Origin of the sequence: Bordetella parapertussis, assembly GCF_020735925.1 — a bacterium.
GTDB classification, from domain to species: domain Bacteria; phylum Pseudomonadota; class Gammaproteobacteria; order Burkholderiales; family Burkholderiaceae_B; genus Bordetella; species Bordetella pertussis.
In genome coordinates, this window is the sequence record NZ_CP085971.1 from 2,996,883 (window position 1) to 3,012,480 (window position 15,598).

9 protein-coding genes and 1 pseudogene are annotated in these 15,598 nt (G+C 67.4%); 3 read left to right on the forward strand and 7 right to left on the reverse strand.

Annotated elements, in window-relative coordinates; genetic code table 11:
* Positions 1 to 15: 15 nt before the first annotated feature.
* Complete coding sequence (locus LK409_RS14185; protein WP_010928950.1) at positions 16 to 999, forward strand: Bug family tripartite tricarboxylate transporter substrate binding protein; 984 nt, start codon at positions 16 to 18, stop codon at positions 997 to 999.
* Between the two features lie 27 nt (positions 1,000 to 1,026).
* On the opposite strand, the gene LK409_RS14190 is transcribed toward LK409_RS14185, so the two are convergent.
* A complete protein-coding gene (locus LK409_RS14190; RefSeq protein ID WP_041937257.1) occupies positions 1,027 to 1,929 on the reverse strand; it encodes a LysR substrate-binding domain-containing protein in 903 nt (300 codons plus the stop codon).
* An 87-nt stretch (positions 1,930 to 2,016) separates the two neighbouring features.
* On the opposite strand from LK409_RS14190, the gene LK409_RS14195 reads away from it, so the two are divergent.
* Positions 2,017 to 2,775, forward strand: coding sequence for an SDR family oxidoreductase (locus tag LK409_RS14195; protein WP_010928952.1), 759 nt, complete (start codon positions 2,017 to 2,019; stop codon positions 2,773 to 2,775).
* Between the two features lie 12 nt (positions 2,776 to 2,787).
* Here LK409_RS14195 and zapE read toward each other — a convergent pair whose 3' ends face one another.
* From zapE to LK409_RS14225, 6 genes and pseudogenes are all read right to left on the reverse strand, one after another.
* Positions 2,788 to 3,879: a cell division protein ZapE gene (gene zapE / locus LK409_RS14200; protein ID WP_041937258.1), complete on the reverse strand. Its 1,092-nt coding sequence runs from the start codon at positions 3,877 to 3,879 to the stop codon at positions 2,788 to 2,790.
* 97 nt (positions 3,880 to 3,976) lie between these two features.
* Positions 3,977 to 5,404 (reverse strand): dihydrolipoyl dehydrogenase, encoded by a 1,428-nt coding sequence (gene lpdA, locus LK409_RS14205; RefSeq protein ID WP_010928954.1) that lies wholly within the window; start codon positions 5,402 to 5,404, stop codon positions 3,977 to 3,979.
* A gap of 229 nt (positions 5,405 to 5,633) precedes the next feature.
* Complete coding sequence (gene odhB, locus LK409_RS14210) at positions 5,634 to 6,851, reverse strand: 2-oxoglutarate dehydrogenase complex dihydrolipoyllysine-residue succinyltransferase (RefSeq protein WP_004566345.1); 1,218 nt, start codon at positions 6,849 to 6,851, stop codon at positions 5,634 to 5,636.
* Positions 6,852 to 6,896: 45 nt separating this feature from the next.
* Positions 6,897 to 9,770, reverse strand: a complete 2,874-nt coding sequence (locus LK409_RS14215; protein WP_010928955.1) for a 2-oxoglutarate dehydrogenase E1 component — start codon at positions 9,768 to 9,770, stop codon at positions 6,897 to 6,899.
* 324 nt (positions 9,771 to 10,094) lie between these two features.
* A pseudogene (locus LK409_RS14220) lies at positions 10,095 to 12,143 on the reverse strand (OPT family oligopeptide transporter).
* A gap of 35 nt (positions 12,144 to 12,178) precedes the next feature.
* Positions 12,179 to 12,667, reverse strand: a complete 489-nt coding sequence (locus tag LK409_RS14225) for an Lrp/AsnC family transcriptional regulator (protein ID WP_041937259.1) — start codon at positions 12,665 to 12,667, stop codon at positions 12,179 to 12,181.
* Between the two features lie 122 nt (positions 12,668 to 12,789).
* Between LK409_RS14225 and mdeB the strand changes: the two genes are divergently transcribed.
* Positions 12,790 to 15,486: an alpha-ketoglutarate dehydrogenase gene (mdeB, locus tag LK409_RS14230; protein ID WP_041937260.1), complete on the forward strand. Its 2,697-nt coding sequence runs from the start codon at positions 12,790 to 12,792 to the stop codon at positions 15,484 to 15,486.
* Positions 15,487 to 15,598: the final 112 nt, after the last annotated feature.

Sequence of the window (15,598 nt, forward strand, 5' to 3'; positions counted from 1 at the left end):
CTCAGGAGACACGTCATGACCTTCATCACGCTTCGGGCGCAAGCCTGTCTTGCCGCCCTGCTTGCCCTGGCCGGCGCGAGCGGCGCCATGGCCGCCGGCTACCCCGCGCAGCCCATCCGCCTCATCGTGCCGTACGCGGCCGGCGGCACCACCGACCTGATCGCGCGACTGGTGGGCCAGCACATGGGCACCAAGCTGGGCCAGCCCGTCATCGTCGAGAACAAGGCCGGCGCGGGCGGCAACATCGGCACCGAGCAGGTCTCGCGCGCGACGCCGGACGGATACACCCTGCTGCTGGGCACGGCAGGCAACATGACGGTGAACCAGGCCATCTACAAGGACATGGCGTTCGACCCGAACAAGGACTTCCAGCCGATCTCCCTGATCGCCACCCTGCCCAACCTGATGGTGGTCAACAAGGCCGTTCCCGCCCAGACCACGAAGGAGTTCGTGGCCTGGACCAAGGAGAACCCCAAGACCGTGTTCTTCGCCTCTTCCGGGGTCGGCTCGACCACCCACCTGACGGGCGAACTGTTCAATATGGCGACCGGCCTGCACATGGAACATGTGCCCTACAAGGGCAGCGGCCCGGCGCTGATAGACCTGGTCGGCGGCACCGGCCCGGTCGTCATGTTCGACAACATGCCTTCGGCCATCGCCCTGGTGCGCGACGGATCGCTGCGCGCCCTGGCCGTCACCGGCCCGGACCGCGAAAGCAGCGCCAAGGATATCCCCACCGTGAAGGAGTCGGGCTATCCCGACTTCGACGTGGTGACCTGGTTCGGCCTGTTCGCGCCCGCCGGCACGCCCGCCGACGTGGTGCAGAAGCTGAACAAGACCGTGCAGGAGGTGGTGCACAGTCCGCAGGTCAGCAAGCGGCTGAGCGAGCTGGGCGCGACGCCGAAGACAAACTCTCCGCAGGAATACGCGACCATCATGAAGAACGACACCGCGAAATGGGCCAAGGTGGTCAAGACCGCCAATATCGTCAAGCCGTGAGGCGCGGCCGGCCGGCCGCGACAGCGGCTAGCCGGCGCTCTCGCCGGTGCGGATCAGTTCGCGCACATGCCGCACCCATGCGTCGAGGCTGCGGCTGGAGTCCTGGTGGCGCCAGCAGACCGTGGAGCTCACGCGCGTGGTGGCCTCGGCGAACGGGCGCGTGACGACGCCCTCGATATGAACCATGCGCGAGGTTTCCGGAATGATGCATACCCCCACCCCGGCCAGCACCAGGCCCATGCCCACATGGATCGTGCCGACTTCCTCGCAAGCCTTGACCGGCACGTCGTGCGCGCGCAGGAACGCGGCGATGGTGCCGTGCAGGCCCACGTCGCCACGCAGGGCGCGAAACAGGATCAGCGGCTGGTCGCGCAGGCTGTGGACCGACACGCGGCGCTTGCGCGCCAGCGGGTGCCCGCTGGGCAGGGCCAGGACGAAGCCCTCCTCGAAGATGGGCAGCGTAGCGATTTCCGGATGCCGCACGGTGGGCCGATAGATGCCGGTATCGATCTGGCCGGAAAGCAGCGCGCTTTCCTTGTCGGCCACCGTGACCTCGCGCAGCGAGACGGCGATGCCCGGGTGTTTCTGCCTGAAGCCCGGCAGCACCCTGGGCAGCAGGGAATAGGCCAGCGAATGGACAAAACCGATCACGATACGGCCCGTGCGCCCCTGCCCGGCCTCGCGGGCCTCGAAGACCGCCTCGTCGGCGGCCGCGACGATCTGCGCGGCGCGCTGGGCGAACGCCACGCCCGCATCGGTGAGCGAGACGCCGCGCGTGCCGCGGTAGAACAGCGTGGCGCCGACCTGCTCTTCGAGGTCGCGTATCTGGCGCGACAACGGCGGTTGCGCGATACCCAGCCTGCTGGCGGCCCGGCCAAAGTGCAGGGTCTCCGCGAGCATCAAAAAATAGCGCAAATGGCGCAATTCCATGGCAGGCCACCGAACGGCTGGAACTAGGGCAATGCATTTAACCACAGCGGCCCCTGCGCCGCCCACCCATACTGAGAGGAGTTATCCATGACGGCTGCCAACCGAACAGCCCTGGTCACCGGCGCCGCGCGCGGCATCGGCCTTGCGATCGCCACCCGCCTGGCGCTGGATGGCCACCCGGTCATCATGCTCGATGCCAGCCCCGACGTGCAAGCCAGCGCGCGCGCGTTGGCCGGCCGCGGCCTGCGCGCGCACGGCATGCGGCTGGACATCGCGGATGAACAGGCGGTACGCGACCTGCCCCGGCGATGCGGCCAGTGGTGGGAGAACCTGGCCATCGTGGTGAACAATGCCGGGATTTCGCCCAAGCACGAGGGACGCAAACGCAAGGTGGCGGACATGCCGCTGGACGAATGGCGCCGGGTACTGGATGTCAATCTCACCGGCACGTTCCTGGTCACGCAGACGTGCCTGCCGGCGCTCATCGCCGCCGGCTGGGGCCGTATCATCATGATCACCAGCCAGGCGGCGCGCACGCGCACGCCGGTGCCGGGCGCCCACTACTCGGCGACCAAATCCGGCATGACGGGCCTGGCCCGGGTGCTGGCCGGAGAGGTGGCCGAACACGGGATCACGGTCAATTGCGTGGCGCCGGGCCGCATCCAGTCGGCCATGACGGCCGAGGTCGGCGGCGCGGTCAACGCCAGCCATTCGGCCACGGTGCCGCTGGGCCGCCTGGGCCTGCCGGAGGAAGTCGCCGCCACGGTGGCCTTCCTGGCTTCCGATGGCGCGGGCTACACCACGGGCGCCACCATCGACGTGAATGGCGGCAGCTTCATGTTGTAGGACGCCGCGCCGCTACAGCGTCACGGCAAGACGGCGCTCGGCCTCGAGGTATTCGCGCGATTGCATCTCCAGGATGCGCGACACCGTGCGATGGAACTCGTTGGCCAGCGCGCCTTCGGTATAGAGTTGCTCGGGCTCGACTTCGGCCGACATGATCAGCTTGACCTTGTGGTCGTAGAACACGTCGATCAGCCACGTGAAGCGCCGCGCCTCGGACGCCTGGCGCGGCCCCATGCGCGGCACGTCCGAGAGGATCACCGCATGGAACCGGTTGGCCAGCTCCAGGTAGTCGTTCTGGGAGCGCGGGCCGCCGCACAGCGTGGCGAAATCGAACCACACGACCGAGCCGGCCAGCGCCTGGGCGCGGATTTCGCGATGCTCGATATGCAGCACCGGATCCTGCGGCGCGGTGTCGGACAACTGCGCGAATGCGTGTTCCAGCGCCTGGCGGGCCTGGGCGTCGAGCGGCGTGTGATAGCACTGCACCTGCTCCAGCGAACGGCGCCGGTAGTCGATGCCGGCGTCCACGTTCAGCACGTCCATGCGGCCCTGGATCAACGCAATGGCGGGCAGGATGCGGTCGCGATGCAGGCCGTCGGGATACAGCGTGGACGGCTCGTAGTTGGAGGTCATCACGAACGAGGTGCCGTGCTCGAACAGCTTGAGCAACAGGCGGTACAGGATCATCGCGTCGGCGACGTCCGAGACGTGGAACTCGTCGAAACAGATCAGGCGGTAACGGCGAGCGAGGCGGCGCGCCACTTCGTCCAGCGGATCCTGCGTGCCCTTGACCTCCTCCAGCTCGCGGTGCACGCCGCGCATGAATTCGTGGAAATGCAGGCGCGTCTTGCGCACCACCGGCACGGTGGCATAGAAGGCATCCATCAGGAAGCTCTTGCCGCGCCCCACGCCGCCCCACAGATACACGCCGCGCGGCACGTCCGGGCGGTTGAGCAGCTTCTTCAGGGCGTTGGAACGCAGGGCCTTGAAGCGGACCCATTCAGCGTAGTAGCGCTGCAGGCGTTCGACGGCCTGCAATTGCGCCTCGTCGGGCTGATAGCCGCGTTCCGCCAGGGCGTGTTCGTAGTATTCGCGGACGTTCATGTCGCAACCGGAAAATCCAAAACAAAGGGGCGGATTGCACAACCCGCCCCAGGCCAAGCCGGGAAGCCCCGGGACCTGCTGGCCCCGGGACGCCTGATCAGAAGTTCAGGGTACGCTTGTCGACAGCCAGCGCGGCTTCCTTCACCGCTTCCGACAGGGTCGGGTGAGCGTGGCAGATGCGGGCGATGTCCTCGGCGGCGCCGCGGAACTCCATGATGGTCACGGCTTCGGAGATCAACTCCGACGCCATCGGGCCGATGATGTGCACACCCAGGACTTCGTCGGTCTTGGCATCGGCGATCACCTTGGCGAAACCGGTGGTGTCGCCCAGCGCGCGCGCGCGGCCGTTGGCCATGAACGGGAACGAGCCGGCCTTGTACTCGCGGCCTTCGGCCTTGAGCTGCTGCTCGGTCTTGCCCACCCAGGCGATTTCCGGCGAGGTGTAGATCACCCACGGCACGGTGGCGAAGTTGACGTGGCCGTGCTGGCCGGCAATGCGCTCGGCCACCGCGACGCCCTCTTCCTCGGCCTTGTGCGCCAGCATCGGGCCGCGCACCACGTCGCCCACCGCCCACACGTTGGGCAGGTTGGTCTTGCAGTCTTCGTCGACGGCGACGAAGCCGCGTTCGTCCAGCTTCAGGCCCACGGCTTCGGCATTGAGGCCGCCGGTGTACGGCACGCGGCCGATGGAGACGATCAGCTTGTCCACCACCAGCTTCTGCTCGGCGCCCTTGGCGTCGACGTACGGCACGGTGATCGACTTGGCCGCGGCCTTGATCTCGCCGATCTTCACGCCGGTCTGGATGTCCAGGCCCTGCTTGGCGAAGGACTTGAGGGCTTCCTTGGCCACCTGCTGGTCGGCAGCGGCGAGGAACTCGGGCATCGCTTCCAGGATGGTGACTTCGGCGCCCAGGCGGCGCCACACGCTGCCCATTTCGAGGCCGATCACGCCCGCGCCGATCACGCCCAGCTTCTTGGGCACGGCGCCGATGTTCAGCGCGCCGTCGTTGGACAGGATGTTCTTTTCGTCAAAGGGCAGGCCGGGCAGTTCGCGCGCCGACGAGCCGGTGGCCACGATGACGTGCTTGGCGACCAGGTCGGCGTCGGTGGTGCCGGTGACCTTGATGGACCAGCCACCGTCGACCTGGCCGGCGAACGCGCCCTTGCCGTGGAAATACGTGACCTTGTTCTTCTTGAACAGGTACAGGATGCCGTCGTTGTTCTGCTTGACCACCGTGTTCTTGCGGCCGATCAGCGTGTCCAGCTTGAGGCTGACGCCCTTGACTTCGATGCCGTGCTCGGCGAAGTGGTGGTTGGCCTGTTCGTAGTGCTCGGACGACTGCAGGAGCGCCTTGGACGGAATGCAGCCCACGTTGGTGCAGGTGCCGCCGGGAGCGGGGCCGCCCTGGCCGTTCTGCCAGGCGTCGATGCAGGCCACCGACATACCGAGTTGGGCAGCGCGGATCGCGGCGATGTACCCGCCGGGGCCGGCACCGATGATGACGACGTCGAATTGTTTGGACATAGTGTTCTCGCGATGAGAGAAATTTGAAACCGCCTACCGCGCGGCCGCCAGGACGCAGATCCGCTGGTTTGTTGGATCCGGACAGCCGCGCGTATGGCGCGGCTCGGACGGGCAGGCTGATCGAACCGGATTCGACGAAACCGGCAGGGCCGCCGGGCGGGCCGCGATGGCGGCCCAGCCCGTGGCGGCAGCGACAGAAGAAGGCATTCTTCTCTCGCCTTGGCGCCGATTACAGATCCAGCAACAGGCGTTGCGGGTCTTCCAGCGCTTCCTTCATGGCCACCAGGCCCAGCACGGCTTCGCGGCCGTCGATGATGCGGTGGTCATAGGACATGGCCAGGTAGTTGATCGGCCGGATGACGATCTGGCCGTTCTCGACCACCGGGCGCTCCTTGGTGGCGTGGATGCCCAGGATGGCCGCCTGCGGCGGGTTGATGATGGGTGTGGACAGCATCGAGCCGAACACCCCGCCGTTGGAGATCGAGAACGTGCCGCCGGTCATTTCCTCGATGCCCAGCTTGCCGTCCGCGGCGCGCTTGCCGAAGTCGGCGATGGTCTTCTCGATTTCGGCGATGGTCAGCTGGTCGGCGTTGCGCAGGATGGGCACCACCAGGCCACGCGGGGTGCCGACGGCGATGCCGATGTCGAAGTAGCCGTGGTAGATGATGTCCTTGCCGTCGACCGAGGCGTTGAGCACCGGGTACTTCTTCAGCGCGGCGACGGCGGCCTTGACGAAGAACGACATGAAGCCCAGCTTGACGCCGTGCTCTTTCTCGAACTTGTCCTTGTAGCGGGCGCGCAGGTCCATCACGGCCTGCATGTTGACTTCGTTGAACGTCGTCAGGATGGCGTTCTCGGCTTGCGATTGCAGCAGGCGCTCGGCGATGCGGGCGCGCAGGCGGCTCATCGGCACGCGCTGCTCGGGGCGGCCGTCCAGCGACAGCGTGGGCGGCGCCACCGGCGCGGCGGCCTTGGCGGCGGGCGCGTTGCCCGCGGCCAGGGCGTCGCCCTTGGTGACGCGGCCGTCGCGGCCGGTGCCGGCCACGCTGGCGGCGTCCACGCCCTTCTCGGCGAGGATCTTGGCGGCGGCCGGCGAGGCCACGCCGCTGGCGGCGCTGCTGGCCGCCGCCGGCGCGGCGGCTGCCGGCGCAGCAGCAGCGGCGGCGGGCGCTTCGGCAGCGGCGGCAGGCGCCGCAGCAGCCTTGGCGGCCGTGTCGATGCGGGCAATGACTTCGCCCGAGGTCACGGTGCTGCCGTCACCCATGACGATTTCGGACAGCACGCCCGACGACGGGGCCGGCACTTCCAGCACCACCTTGTCGGTCTCGATTTCGATCAGGATTTCGTCGGCCTCGACCGCGGCGCCCGCCTGCTTCTTCCAGGTCAGCAGCGTGGCTTCCGAAACCGATTCGGACAGTTGAGGGACGAGAACGTCGGTAATAGCCATAGTGATGAATTCCGTAAAGTTAGTGTTCTATGTCAGCGGCTGTTGTTACTTGGTCAGCATGAAGCCCTTGTACTTGGCGGCGAAGGCCTGCTCGATGAGCGCCTTCTGCTGCTCCTGGTGCTTGGCCAGGTAGCCCACCGCCGGCGAGGCCGAAGCGGCGCGGCCCGCGTAGCCCAGCTTCTGGCCGTCGGCCATGTTTTCGTACAAATGGTGCTGCACATAGAACCACGGGCCCTGGTTCTGCGGCTCGTCCTGCACCCAGATCACCTCGGTGGCCTTGGGGTACTTGCGCAGCTCGGTCTCGAACGCCTTGTGCGCGAACGGATACAGCTGCTCGACGCGGACGATCGCCACGTGGTCGGCGCCACGCTCGCGGCGGGCATTGACCAGGTCGTAGTAGACCTTGCCCGAGCAGGCCAGCACGCGCTTGACCGAGGCGGCCTTGATCGACTCGTCGACCTCGCCGATCACCGGGCGGAAGCTGCCGCCGGCCAGATCGGTCAGGGGCGAGCCGGCATCCTTGTTGCGCAGCAGGGACTTGGGCGTGAAGATGACCAGCGGCTTGCGGAACGGGCGGATCATCTGGCGACGCAGCAGGTGGAAGATCTGCGCGGCCGAGGTCGGCTGCACCACCTGGATGTTGTGGTCGGCGCACAGCTGCAGGAAGCGCTCGATGCGGCCCGACGAGTGTTCCGGACCCTGGCCTTCGTAGCCGTGCGGCAGCATCAGGGTCAGGCCCGACTGGCGGCCCCACTTGGCTTCGCCGGCGGTGATGAACTGGTCGATGACGACCTGCGCGCCGTTGACGAAGTCGCCGAACTGGGCTTCCCAGATGGTCAGCGTGTTGGGTTCGACCGACGAGTAGCCGTATTCGAATGCCAGCACCGCCTCTTCGGACAGCACCGAGTCGATCACGGTGAACGGCGCCTGGCCTTCCGAGACGTTCTGCAGCGGCACGTAGAAACCGTCGTTCCAGCGCTCGCGGTTCTGGTCGTGCAGCACGGCGTGGCGGTGCGTGAACGTGCCACGGCCCGAGTCCTGGCCGGTGATGCGCACGGCGTAGCCCGAGGCCACCAGCGTGGCGAAGGCCAGGTGCTCGCCCATGCCCCAGTCGAGGTTGACCTCGCCCTTGGCCATGTTGCGGCGGTCATTGAGCAGCTTGGCGACCAGCGGGTGCACCGTGAAGCCCTCGGGCACGGTGGTGGTGATGCGCTCGCCGATGCGCTTGAGCTCGGCCAGCGGCACGGCGGTATCGGCCTGGTCGGTCCACTTGGCGCCCAGGAACGGCGACCAGTCGATGGCGTACTTGCTCTTGTAGTCGGTCAGCACCGGCTCGATGGTGCGCTGGCCGTCTTCCATCAGCTGGCGGTAATCCTTGACCAGCTGGTCGGCATCGCCCTCGGCCAGCACGCCCTGCGTGGTCAGCTTGTCGGCGTACAGCTTGCGGGTGCCGGGGTGGTGGCCGATGCGCTTGTACATCAGCGGCTGCGTCAGCGAGGGGGTGTCCTGCTCGTTGTGGCCCAGCTTGCGGAAGCAGACGATGTCGAGCACCACGTCGTGGCGGAACTGCATGCGGTAGTCCAGCGCCAGGCGGGTGGCGAACACCACGGCCTCGGGATCGTCGCCGTTGACGTGGAACACCGGTGCTTCGATCATCTTGACCACGTCGGTGCAATACAGCGTCGAGCGCGAGTCGCGCGGATCCGAGGTGGTGAAACCGATCTGGTTGTTGATGACGATGTGCAGCGTGCCGCCCGTACCGTAACCGCGCGTCTGCGCCAGGTTCAGCGTTTCCATCACCACGCCCTGGCCGGCGAAGGCGGCGTCGCCGTGCACCAGCACCGGCAGCACCTGCTTGCCCTCGCCGTCGCCGCGGCGTTCCTGGCGCGCGCGCACGCTGCCCTCGACCACCGGGTTGACGATTTCCAGGTGCGACGGGTTGAAGGCCAGCGACAGGTGCACCGGACCGCCACGGGTGGACAAGTCGCTCGAGAAACCGTTGTGGTACTTCACGTCGCCGTCGGTCAGGCCTTCGGCGTGCTTGCCTTCGAACTCGGCAAACAGGTCGCCGGGCATCTTGCCCATGATGTTGACCAGCAGGTTCAGGCGGCCGCGGTGGGCCATGCCGACCACGATTTCCTGCACGCCCGATTCACCGGCGTGGTTGACCACCTCGTCCATCGAGGCGATGAAGCTCTCGCCGCCTTCCAGCGAGAAACGCTTCTGGCCCACGTACTTGGTGTGCAGGAAGCGCTCGAGGCCTTCGGATTCGGTCAGCTGCTGCAGGATGTGGCGCTTTTCCTCGGTGGAGAACACCGGCGCGCTGAAGGTCGACTCGAGGCGCTGCTGGATCCAGCGCTTGGCGGCCGGATCGGAAATATGCATGAACTCCGCGCCCACCGAGCGGCAATACGTGTCGCGCAGCGCCTTCAGGATGTCGCGCAGCGTCATGGTGCTGGCGGTCGTGAAGTAGGTGTTGGTGGCGGAGTAGACCTGGTCCAGGTCGGCTTCGGTCAGGCCGTAGAACGCCGGGTCCAGTTCGGGGATGGCGGGACGCTCCTGGCGCTTGAGCGGATCCAGGTCGGCCCAGCGGGAACCCAGCGAGCGGTAGGCGGCGATCAGCGACTGGACCGACACCTGCTTGGAGGCTACCGACAGGTCGGGCTCGGCGACGCGCTGCACGAAGGCATTGGCGCGGGCGCGTTGCGCAAACGATTCTACGATGGGAGCGTGGGCCTGGTCGCGGGTGGCTTCCTGGCCATCGGTGGCGGGCGAGTGCTGCAGCTGGTCGAAGTATTCACGCCAGTTGTCGGGCACCGAGCCGGGATTGTCGAGATACGATTCGTAGAGCTCTTCGACGTACGGGGCGTTACCCCCGAACAGATAGGACGTGGATAGGGATTCTGATTCCGTAGACATAAATCGCTTCACCTTGACGAGTGCTTCACTCGATACGATGCAGGAAAACCTTCCGCGACACGGGCTTCCCGTTTAGCGGATAGCAGGGGCAGAAGGCACGTACAAGCCTCGAAAGCCGTATAGCCGCAGTATACCCCTTGAGTCTGCGGCCGTCTTGCTGCAACGGCATGACAGGACCGAGCTTGCGGCATGCCCTCATTCCCGCCCAGAATACCTCTCGCAACACCGCGCATGTCGCGCCGATTGCCGGGCAATATCGGCAATCGGCGCAAGCCGGATCATCCCGCCCTGTGTCGCGAAAACGACGCCAGGCAGGCAGCCTGGCTAGGCCTGTTCCGGCCGGGTCCGCACTACCCGGCGATAAATCCATACGGCCACGGCCGCGAAAACCACGAAGCCCAGCCATTCCGCGGTCGGGCCGAAGCCCGCGCCGACCACGGCCAGGGGCGCCTCGTCGCCGGTGGCGCCGATGACCGCTGCCAGCAGCACCCCAACCAGGCTCTCGCCCACGATCAAGCCGGACGCCACCAGCACGCCGCGGCGATTGGGCCCTTCGGCATAGCGCTCGTAGTCCTGCCCGGCGGCGGCGGCCCGGCGGCGCAGCGCGCCCTCCAGGAGCCAGGCCAGCACCGCCCCGACCACGATGGGCGCGCTGGCCGACGGCGGCAAGTAAATGCCGATGCCCACCGCCAGCACCGGCAGGCGCGCCACCCGGCAGGTGCGCCGCAGCACCTGGTCGATCACGATCAGCGCCACGCCCACGCCCATGCCGATCAGGATCATGGTCCAGTTCAACTGATGGGTGAAGATGCCTTGCGCGATGGCCAGCATCAGCGTCGCCTGGGGCGCCGCCAGCGCCTGCGACGGATCCATGCCCGGGCGCGGCAAGGCGTCGCCGAAGCCATAGGCGTTGTACAGCAGCTCCAGCACGGGCGAGATGACCGCCGCCCCGACGACGCAGCCGATCAGCAGCGCGACCTGCTGGCGCCAGGGCGTCGCCCCCACCAGCCAGCCGGTCTTGAGGTCCTGCAGGTTGTCGTTCGAGATGGAGGCCACCGCCACCACGGCCGAGGTCGTGAAGATCGCCAGGGCGATGCCCATCTGCAGCCCCTGCGGCGTGGCCAGCAGGCCATCGCCGCGCTGGATGGCCAGCATGAGCAGCGACACCAGCACGATCGCCACGATGCCGACGCCGGAAATCGGGCTGGTCGACGAGCCGATCAGCCCCGCCATGTAGCCACAGGCCGCCACCACCAGGAACCCGAAGACGAAGGCAAACACCACGGCGTAGGCCACCAGCCCCCAGCGCGCCCCCGGCGAGAGCATGGCCGGCTGCAGGAAAGCGGCGAACACGCCTACCAGCACGGCGACCAGCGCCAGGGTGATGAGCGAGATCCAGCGCGAGGGCAGATCGCGCTCTGTGCGCGGGGCGCTGCCATAGGCCGCCTCCCCGCTGCGGCCAAAGGCCGCGAACGACGTACGCACGCCGCGCACCATGGGCATGAACAGCGTGGCCAGCGTCCAGATGGCCCCCACGCCGATGACGCCGGCGCCGATGAAGCGCACCTGCGACGCCCACAGGCTATTGGCGAAGGCGCTGATGGACTGGCCATCCGGCATGGGCGTGGTTGCGGTCAGCACGGGCACCGCGACCAGTCAGGCGATCAGCAGCCCGACCAGCATGGCCACGCCGGCGACGATGCCGATCAGGTAGCCAGCGCCCAGCAATGCCAGCGAAAAGCCCATGGGCAGGCGGAACACCGACGCGCCGAGCTGGCCCCACCAGCTGAAGCTGTCGCCCAGCACCCGCAGGCCGCCGGTGGCCAGGCTGACCAGCGCGGCCACGCCGCCGCCCGCCAGGATGTCGCCCATGCCGGATGCGCCCCGGCGGCCCGGTGCCGTGTCAGGCGCCTCGGCGCTGCCCACCCGCAGGATTTCGGCCGCCGCCACGCCTTCGGGGTAAGGCAGGTCGCTTTGCACCACCATGATGTGGCGCAGCGGAATCGTGAACATCACCCCCAGCATGCCGCCGGCGCCGCAGATGGCCAGGGTCTGCCAGAACGGGAAGCCCTGCCAGTGCCCCATCATGACCAGGGCGGGCAGGATGAAGATGATGGCCGACAAGGTGCCGGCGGCCGAGGCCTGCGTCTGCACCATGTTGTTCTCCAGGATGTTGGCGTCGCGAAACATCCGCAGCACCGACATGGAGATCACCGCGGCCGGGATCGCCGAGGAAAACGTCAGGCCGACCTTCAGGCCCAGAAAGACGTTGGAAGCCGTGAAGATGACGGTGATCAGCGCCCCCAGCAAGACGCCGCGCAGCGTCAGCTCGGGCAGGGTCACGCTATCGGGAATGCGGGTTGCATCAGCCATGAGCGATCCGGAACATAAAGGGAAAACCCGCAATTTTACTGCGGCCCGCTTCCCTGCCTGAGCGGCAGGGCCGTCTGGTACTTGACTTGCTTGAGCGCGAACCCGGAGCGGATGTTCTTCACGCCAGGAATGCGCGACAGGCGATTGACGATGAAGCGCTCCAGTCCCGGCATGTCGGCCACCACCACCCGCAGCAGATAGTCCGCATCGCCCGTCATGAGGTAGCACTCCATCACTTCGGGACAGTCGGCCATGGCGCCCTGGAACCGCTCCAGCTCGCTTTCGACCTGCTTCTCCAGGCTGACCTGGATGAACACATTCAGGTTCAGGCCCAGTTGCGCCGGATCGGCCAGCGCCACATAGCCGCGGATGATCCCGGCGGCCTCCAGGGCCTTGACGCGGGCCAGGCACGGCGAGGGCGACAGATGCACCCGGCGCGCCAGCTCGACGTTGGTGAGGCTGGCATCGGTCTGCAACAGGTCCAGGATCCGGCGATCAACGGCATCCAGCGCATGTGGCGGCATATTAAGCTCCATAAAATGTCAATCACAGCATTTCATGCCTAATGAATCGGCATTTTGGCGCATTTTCGATGACTCATGCCAGCACTAAAGCGCTAGCATGGATGCAAATAGGAGACAACGCCATGTGCAACGCCCAGGCCGGCGCCACGCCGCCACGGATCCCGGATCCCGACCCCGTCGAAACCGCCGAATGGCGCGAGGCGCTGGACTCGCTGACCCAGGCCGGCGGCCCCGAACGGGCCGCCTATGTGCTGCAGCAACTGCTGGCGCGGGCCACCGCGCTGGGGGTGCGCGCGCCGGGCATCACGCGTACGGCCTATCTCAACACCATCGCGGCCGACCAGGACCCGCCCTTTCCCGGCAACCTGTCGCTGGAAGAGCGCATCGCCTCCATCAACCGCTGGAACGCGCTGGCCATGGTGGTGCGCGCCAACCAGGCCCATGGCGAACTGGGCGGCCACATCGCCAGCTATGCGTCGGCGGCCGACCTGTTCGAAGTGGGTTTCAACCATTTCTTCCGCGCGCCCGCGCCCGGCTTCGGCGGCGACCTGGTCTACATGCAGCCGCACTCGGCGCCGGGCATCTATGCCCGCGCCTATCTGGAAGGTTTCCTGAGCGACGTCGACCTGGCGCATTTCCGCCAGGAAATCACGGCGGGGGCACAGGGACTGCGAGGCCTGTCTTCCTATCCGCACCCCTGGCTGATGCCGGACTTCTGGCAATTCCCCACCGGCTCGATGGGCATCGGCCCCATCAATGCCATCTACCAGGCCCGCTTCATGCGCTACCTGGAACACCGTTCGCTGGCCATGCCTTCGGACCGCAAGGTCTGGGGCATTTTCGGCGACGGGGAAATGGACGAACCCGAATCCATCGCCGCGCTGACGCTGGCCGCGCGCGAGCGCCTGGACAACCTGGTGTTCGTGATCAACTGCAACCTGCAGCGCCTCGACGGCCCGGTACGCGGCAATGGCCGCATCATCGACGAGCTGGAAACGCTGTACGCCGGCGCCGGCTGGAATGTCATCAAGCTGGTCTGGGGCGGAGACTGGGACGCCCTGCTGCGGCGCGATCCCGATGGCGTGCTGGCCGGCACGTTCTCGCACACGGTGGACGGGCAGTTCCAGACCTTCGCCGCCAATGACGGCGCCTACAACCGCCAGCACTTCTTCGGGCAGGATCCGCGGCTGAGCGCGCTGGTGGCGGACTGGTCCGACGAGGCGATCGACCGCCTGCGCCGCGGCGGCCACGACATGGTCAAGATCCACGCCGCCTATCACCGTGCCACGCACCACCGCGGCCAGCCCACCGTCATCCTGGCGCAGACCAAGAAGGGGTTCGGCATGGGCACCGCCGGACAGGGCAAGATGACCACGCACCAGCAGAAGAAGCTGGACGACGAAGCCCTGCTGGCGTTCCGCGACCGTTTCGCGCTGCCCATCTCCGACGCCGACTGCCTGGCGTTGAAGTTCTACAAGCCGGCCGAGGACAGCGCCGAGCTGCGCTACCTGGAGTCGCGCCGCGCGGCCCTGGGCGGCTACCTGCCGCGGCGCCGCACCGAAGCCCCGCGCCTGGCGCCGCCACCGGTGGCCGACTGGGCCCGGTTCGCGCTGCAGGCCTCGGGCAAGGAAATGTCCTCGACCATGGCCATCGTGCGCATGCTCACCGCCTTGCTGAAGGACCCGCAACTGGGGCCGCGCATCGTGCCCATCGTGGCCGACGAAGCGCGCACGTTCGGCATGGCCAACCTGTTCCGCCAGGTAGGCATCTACTCGGCGCAGGGACAACTGTACGAACCGGAAGACATTGGCTCGGTGCTGGCGTACCGCGAGGCGCGCGACGGCCAGATCCTGGAAGAAGGCATTACCGAAGCCGGCGCGATCTCGTCCTGGACCGCGGCCGGCACCAGCTATTCGGTCAATGGCCTGCCCATGCTGCCTTTCTATATCTATTACTCGATGTTCGGCTTCCAGCGCATCGGCGACCTGATCTGGGCGGCGGCCGACCAGCGCACGCGGGGCTTTCTCATCGGCGCAACGTCCGGGCGCACGACGCTGGGCGGCGAAGGCCTGCAGCACCAGGACGGCTACAGCCACCTGGCCGCGGCGGCGGTGCCGAATTGCCGCGCCTACGATCCCGCCTATGCGTACGAAGTGGCCGTCCTGGTCGAGCACGGCATGCAGCGCATGCTCGACGAACAATGCGATGAGTTCTACTACCTGACCGTCACCAACGAAAACCTGGCCCAGCCCGACATGCCCGAGGGCGAGGAAACGCGCACGGGCATCCTGCGCGGCATGCACCGCGTGCGGGCCGCCGACGGCACCCCGCAGGTGCGCCTGCTGGGCGCCGGTCCGATGCTCGACGAGGCCATGCGCGCGGCGCAATTGCTGCGCGATGAGCACGGCGTGGACGCGGAAGTCTGGAGCGTGACCAGCTTTTCGGAGCTGGCGCGCGGCGGGCGCGGCGCCGAGCGCGCCCAGGCGCTGGGACTGCCCTGCCCCGACGGCAACTGGCTGGCGCAATGCCTGGGCGACCAGGCCACCCCGGTGGTTGCCGTCAGCGACTATGTCCGCGCCGTGCCGGAGCAGATCCGCGCCTGGGTCCCCGGCCCGTACCGCGTGCTGGGCACCGACGACTTCGGCCGCAGCGACACGCGCGCCCGGTTGCGCGACTTCTTCGAGGTCGGCGCGCCCTGGATCGTCCTGCACGCGCTGGACCTGCTGGCGCGCGAGGACAGCGCCTGGCAGCCTGCGCTGCAGGCCCGGCGCGAGCAATTGCAGGTTGCCACGCGCAACGTCCCCTCCTGGCAGTCGTGACGGCCGCATCGGCCGGGACGTGGCCCGGCCGATGCCGTCTTCGCTGCGGTGCAGCAAGCACAGTACGGCGCTTTCTGTTGAAATAGGGGGTTCCCCTCGGATTTCAGCTTTT

Excerpts from the sequence above, each read along its gene's own strand:
- LK409_RS14185 (WP_010928950.1), top strand. The coding sequence starts at position 16 with ATGACCTTCATCACGCTTCGGGCGCAAGCCTGTCTTGCCGCCCTGCTT.
- LK409_RS14190 (WP_041937257.1), bottom strand. The coding sequence starts at position 1,929 with ATGGAATTGCGCCATTTGCGCTATTTTTTGATGCTCGCGGAGACCCTG.
- LK409_RS14195 (WP_010928952.1), top strand. The coding sequence starts at position 2,017 with ATGACGGCTGCCAACCGAACAGCCCTGGTCACCGGCGCCGCGCGCGGC.
- zapE (WP_041937258.1), bottom strand. The coding sequence starts at position 3,879 with ATGAACGTCCGCGAATACTACGAACACGCCCTGGCGGAACGCGGCTAT.
- lpdA (WP_010928954.1), bottom strand. The coding sequence starts at position 5,404 with ATGTCCAAACAATTCGACGTCGTCATCATCGGTGCCGGCCCCGGCGGG.
- odhB (WP_004566345.1), bottom strand. The coding sequence starts at position 6,851 with ATGGCTATTACCGACGTTCTCGTCCCTCAACTGTCCGAATCGGTTTCG.
- LK409_RS14215 (WP_010928955.1), bottom strand. The coding sequence starts at position 9,770 with ATGTCTACGGAATCAGAATCCCTATCCACGTCCTATCTGTTCGGGGGT.
- LK409_RS14225 (WP_041937259.1), bottom strand. The coding sequence starts at position 12,667 with ATGCCGCCACATGCGCTGGATGCCGTTGATCGCCGGATCCTGGACCTG.
- mdeB (WP_041937260.1), top strand. The coding sequence starts at position 12,790 with ATGTGCAACGCCCAGGCCGGCGCCACGCCGCCACGGATCCCGGATCCC.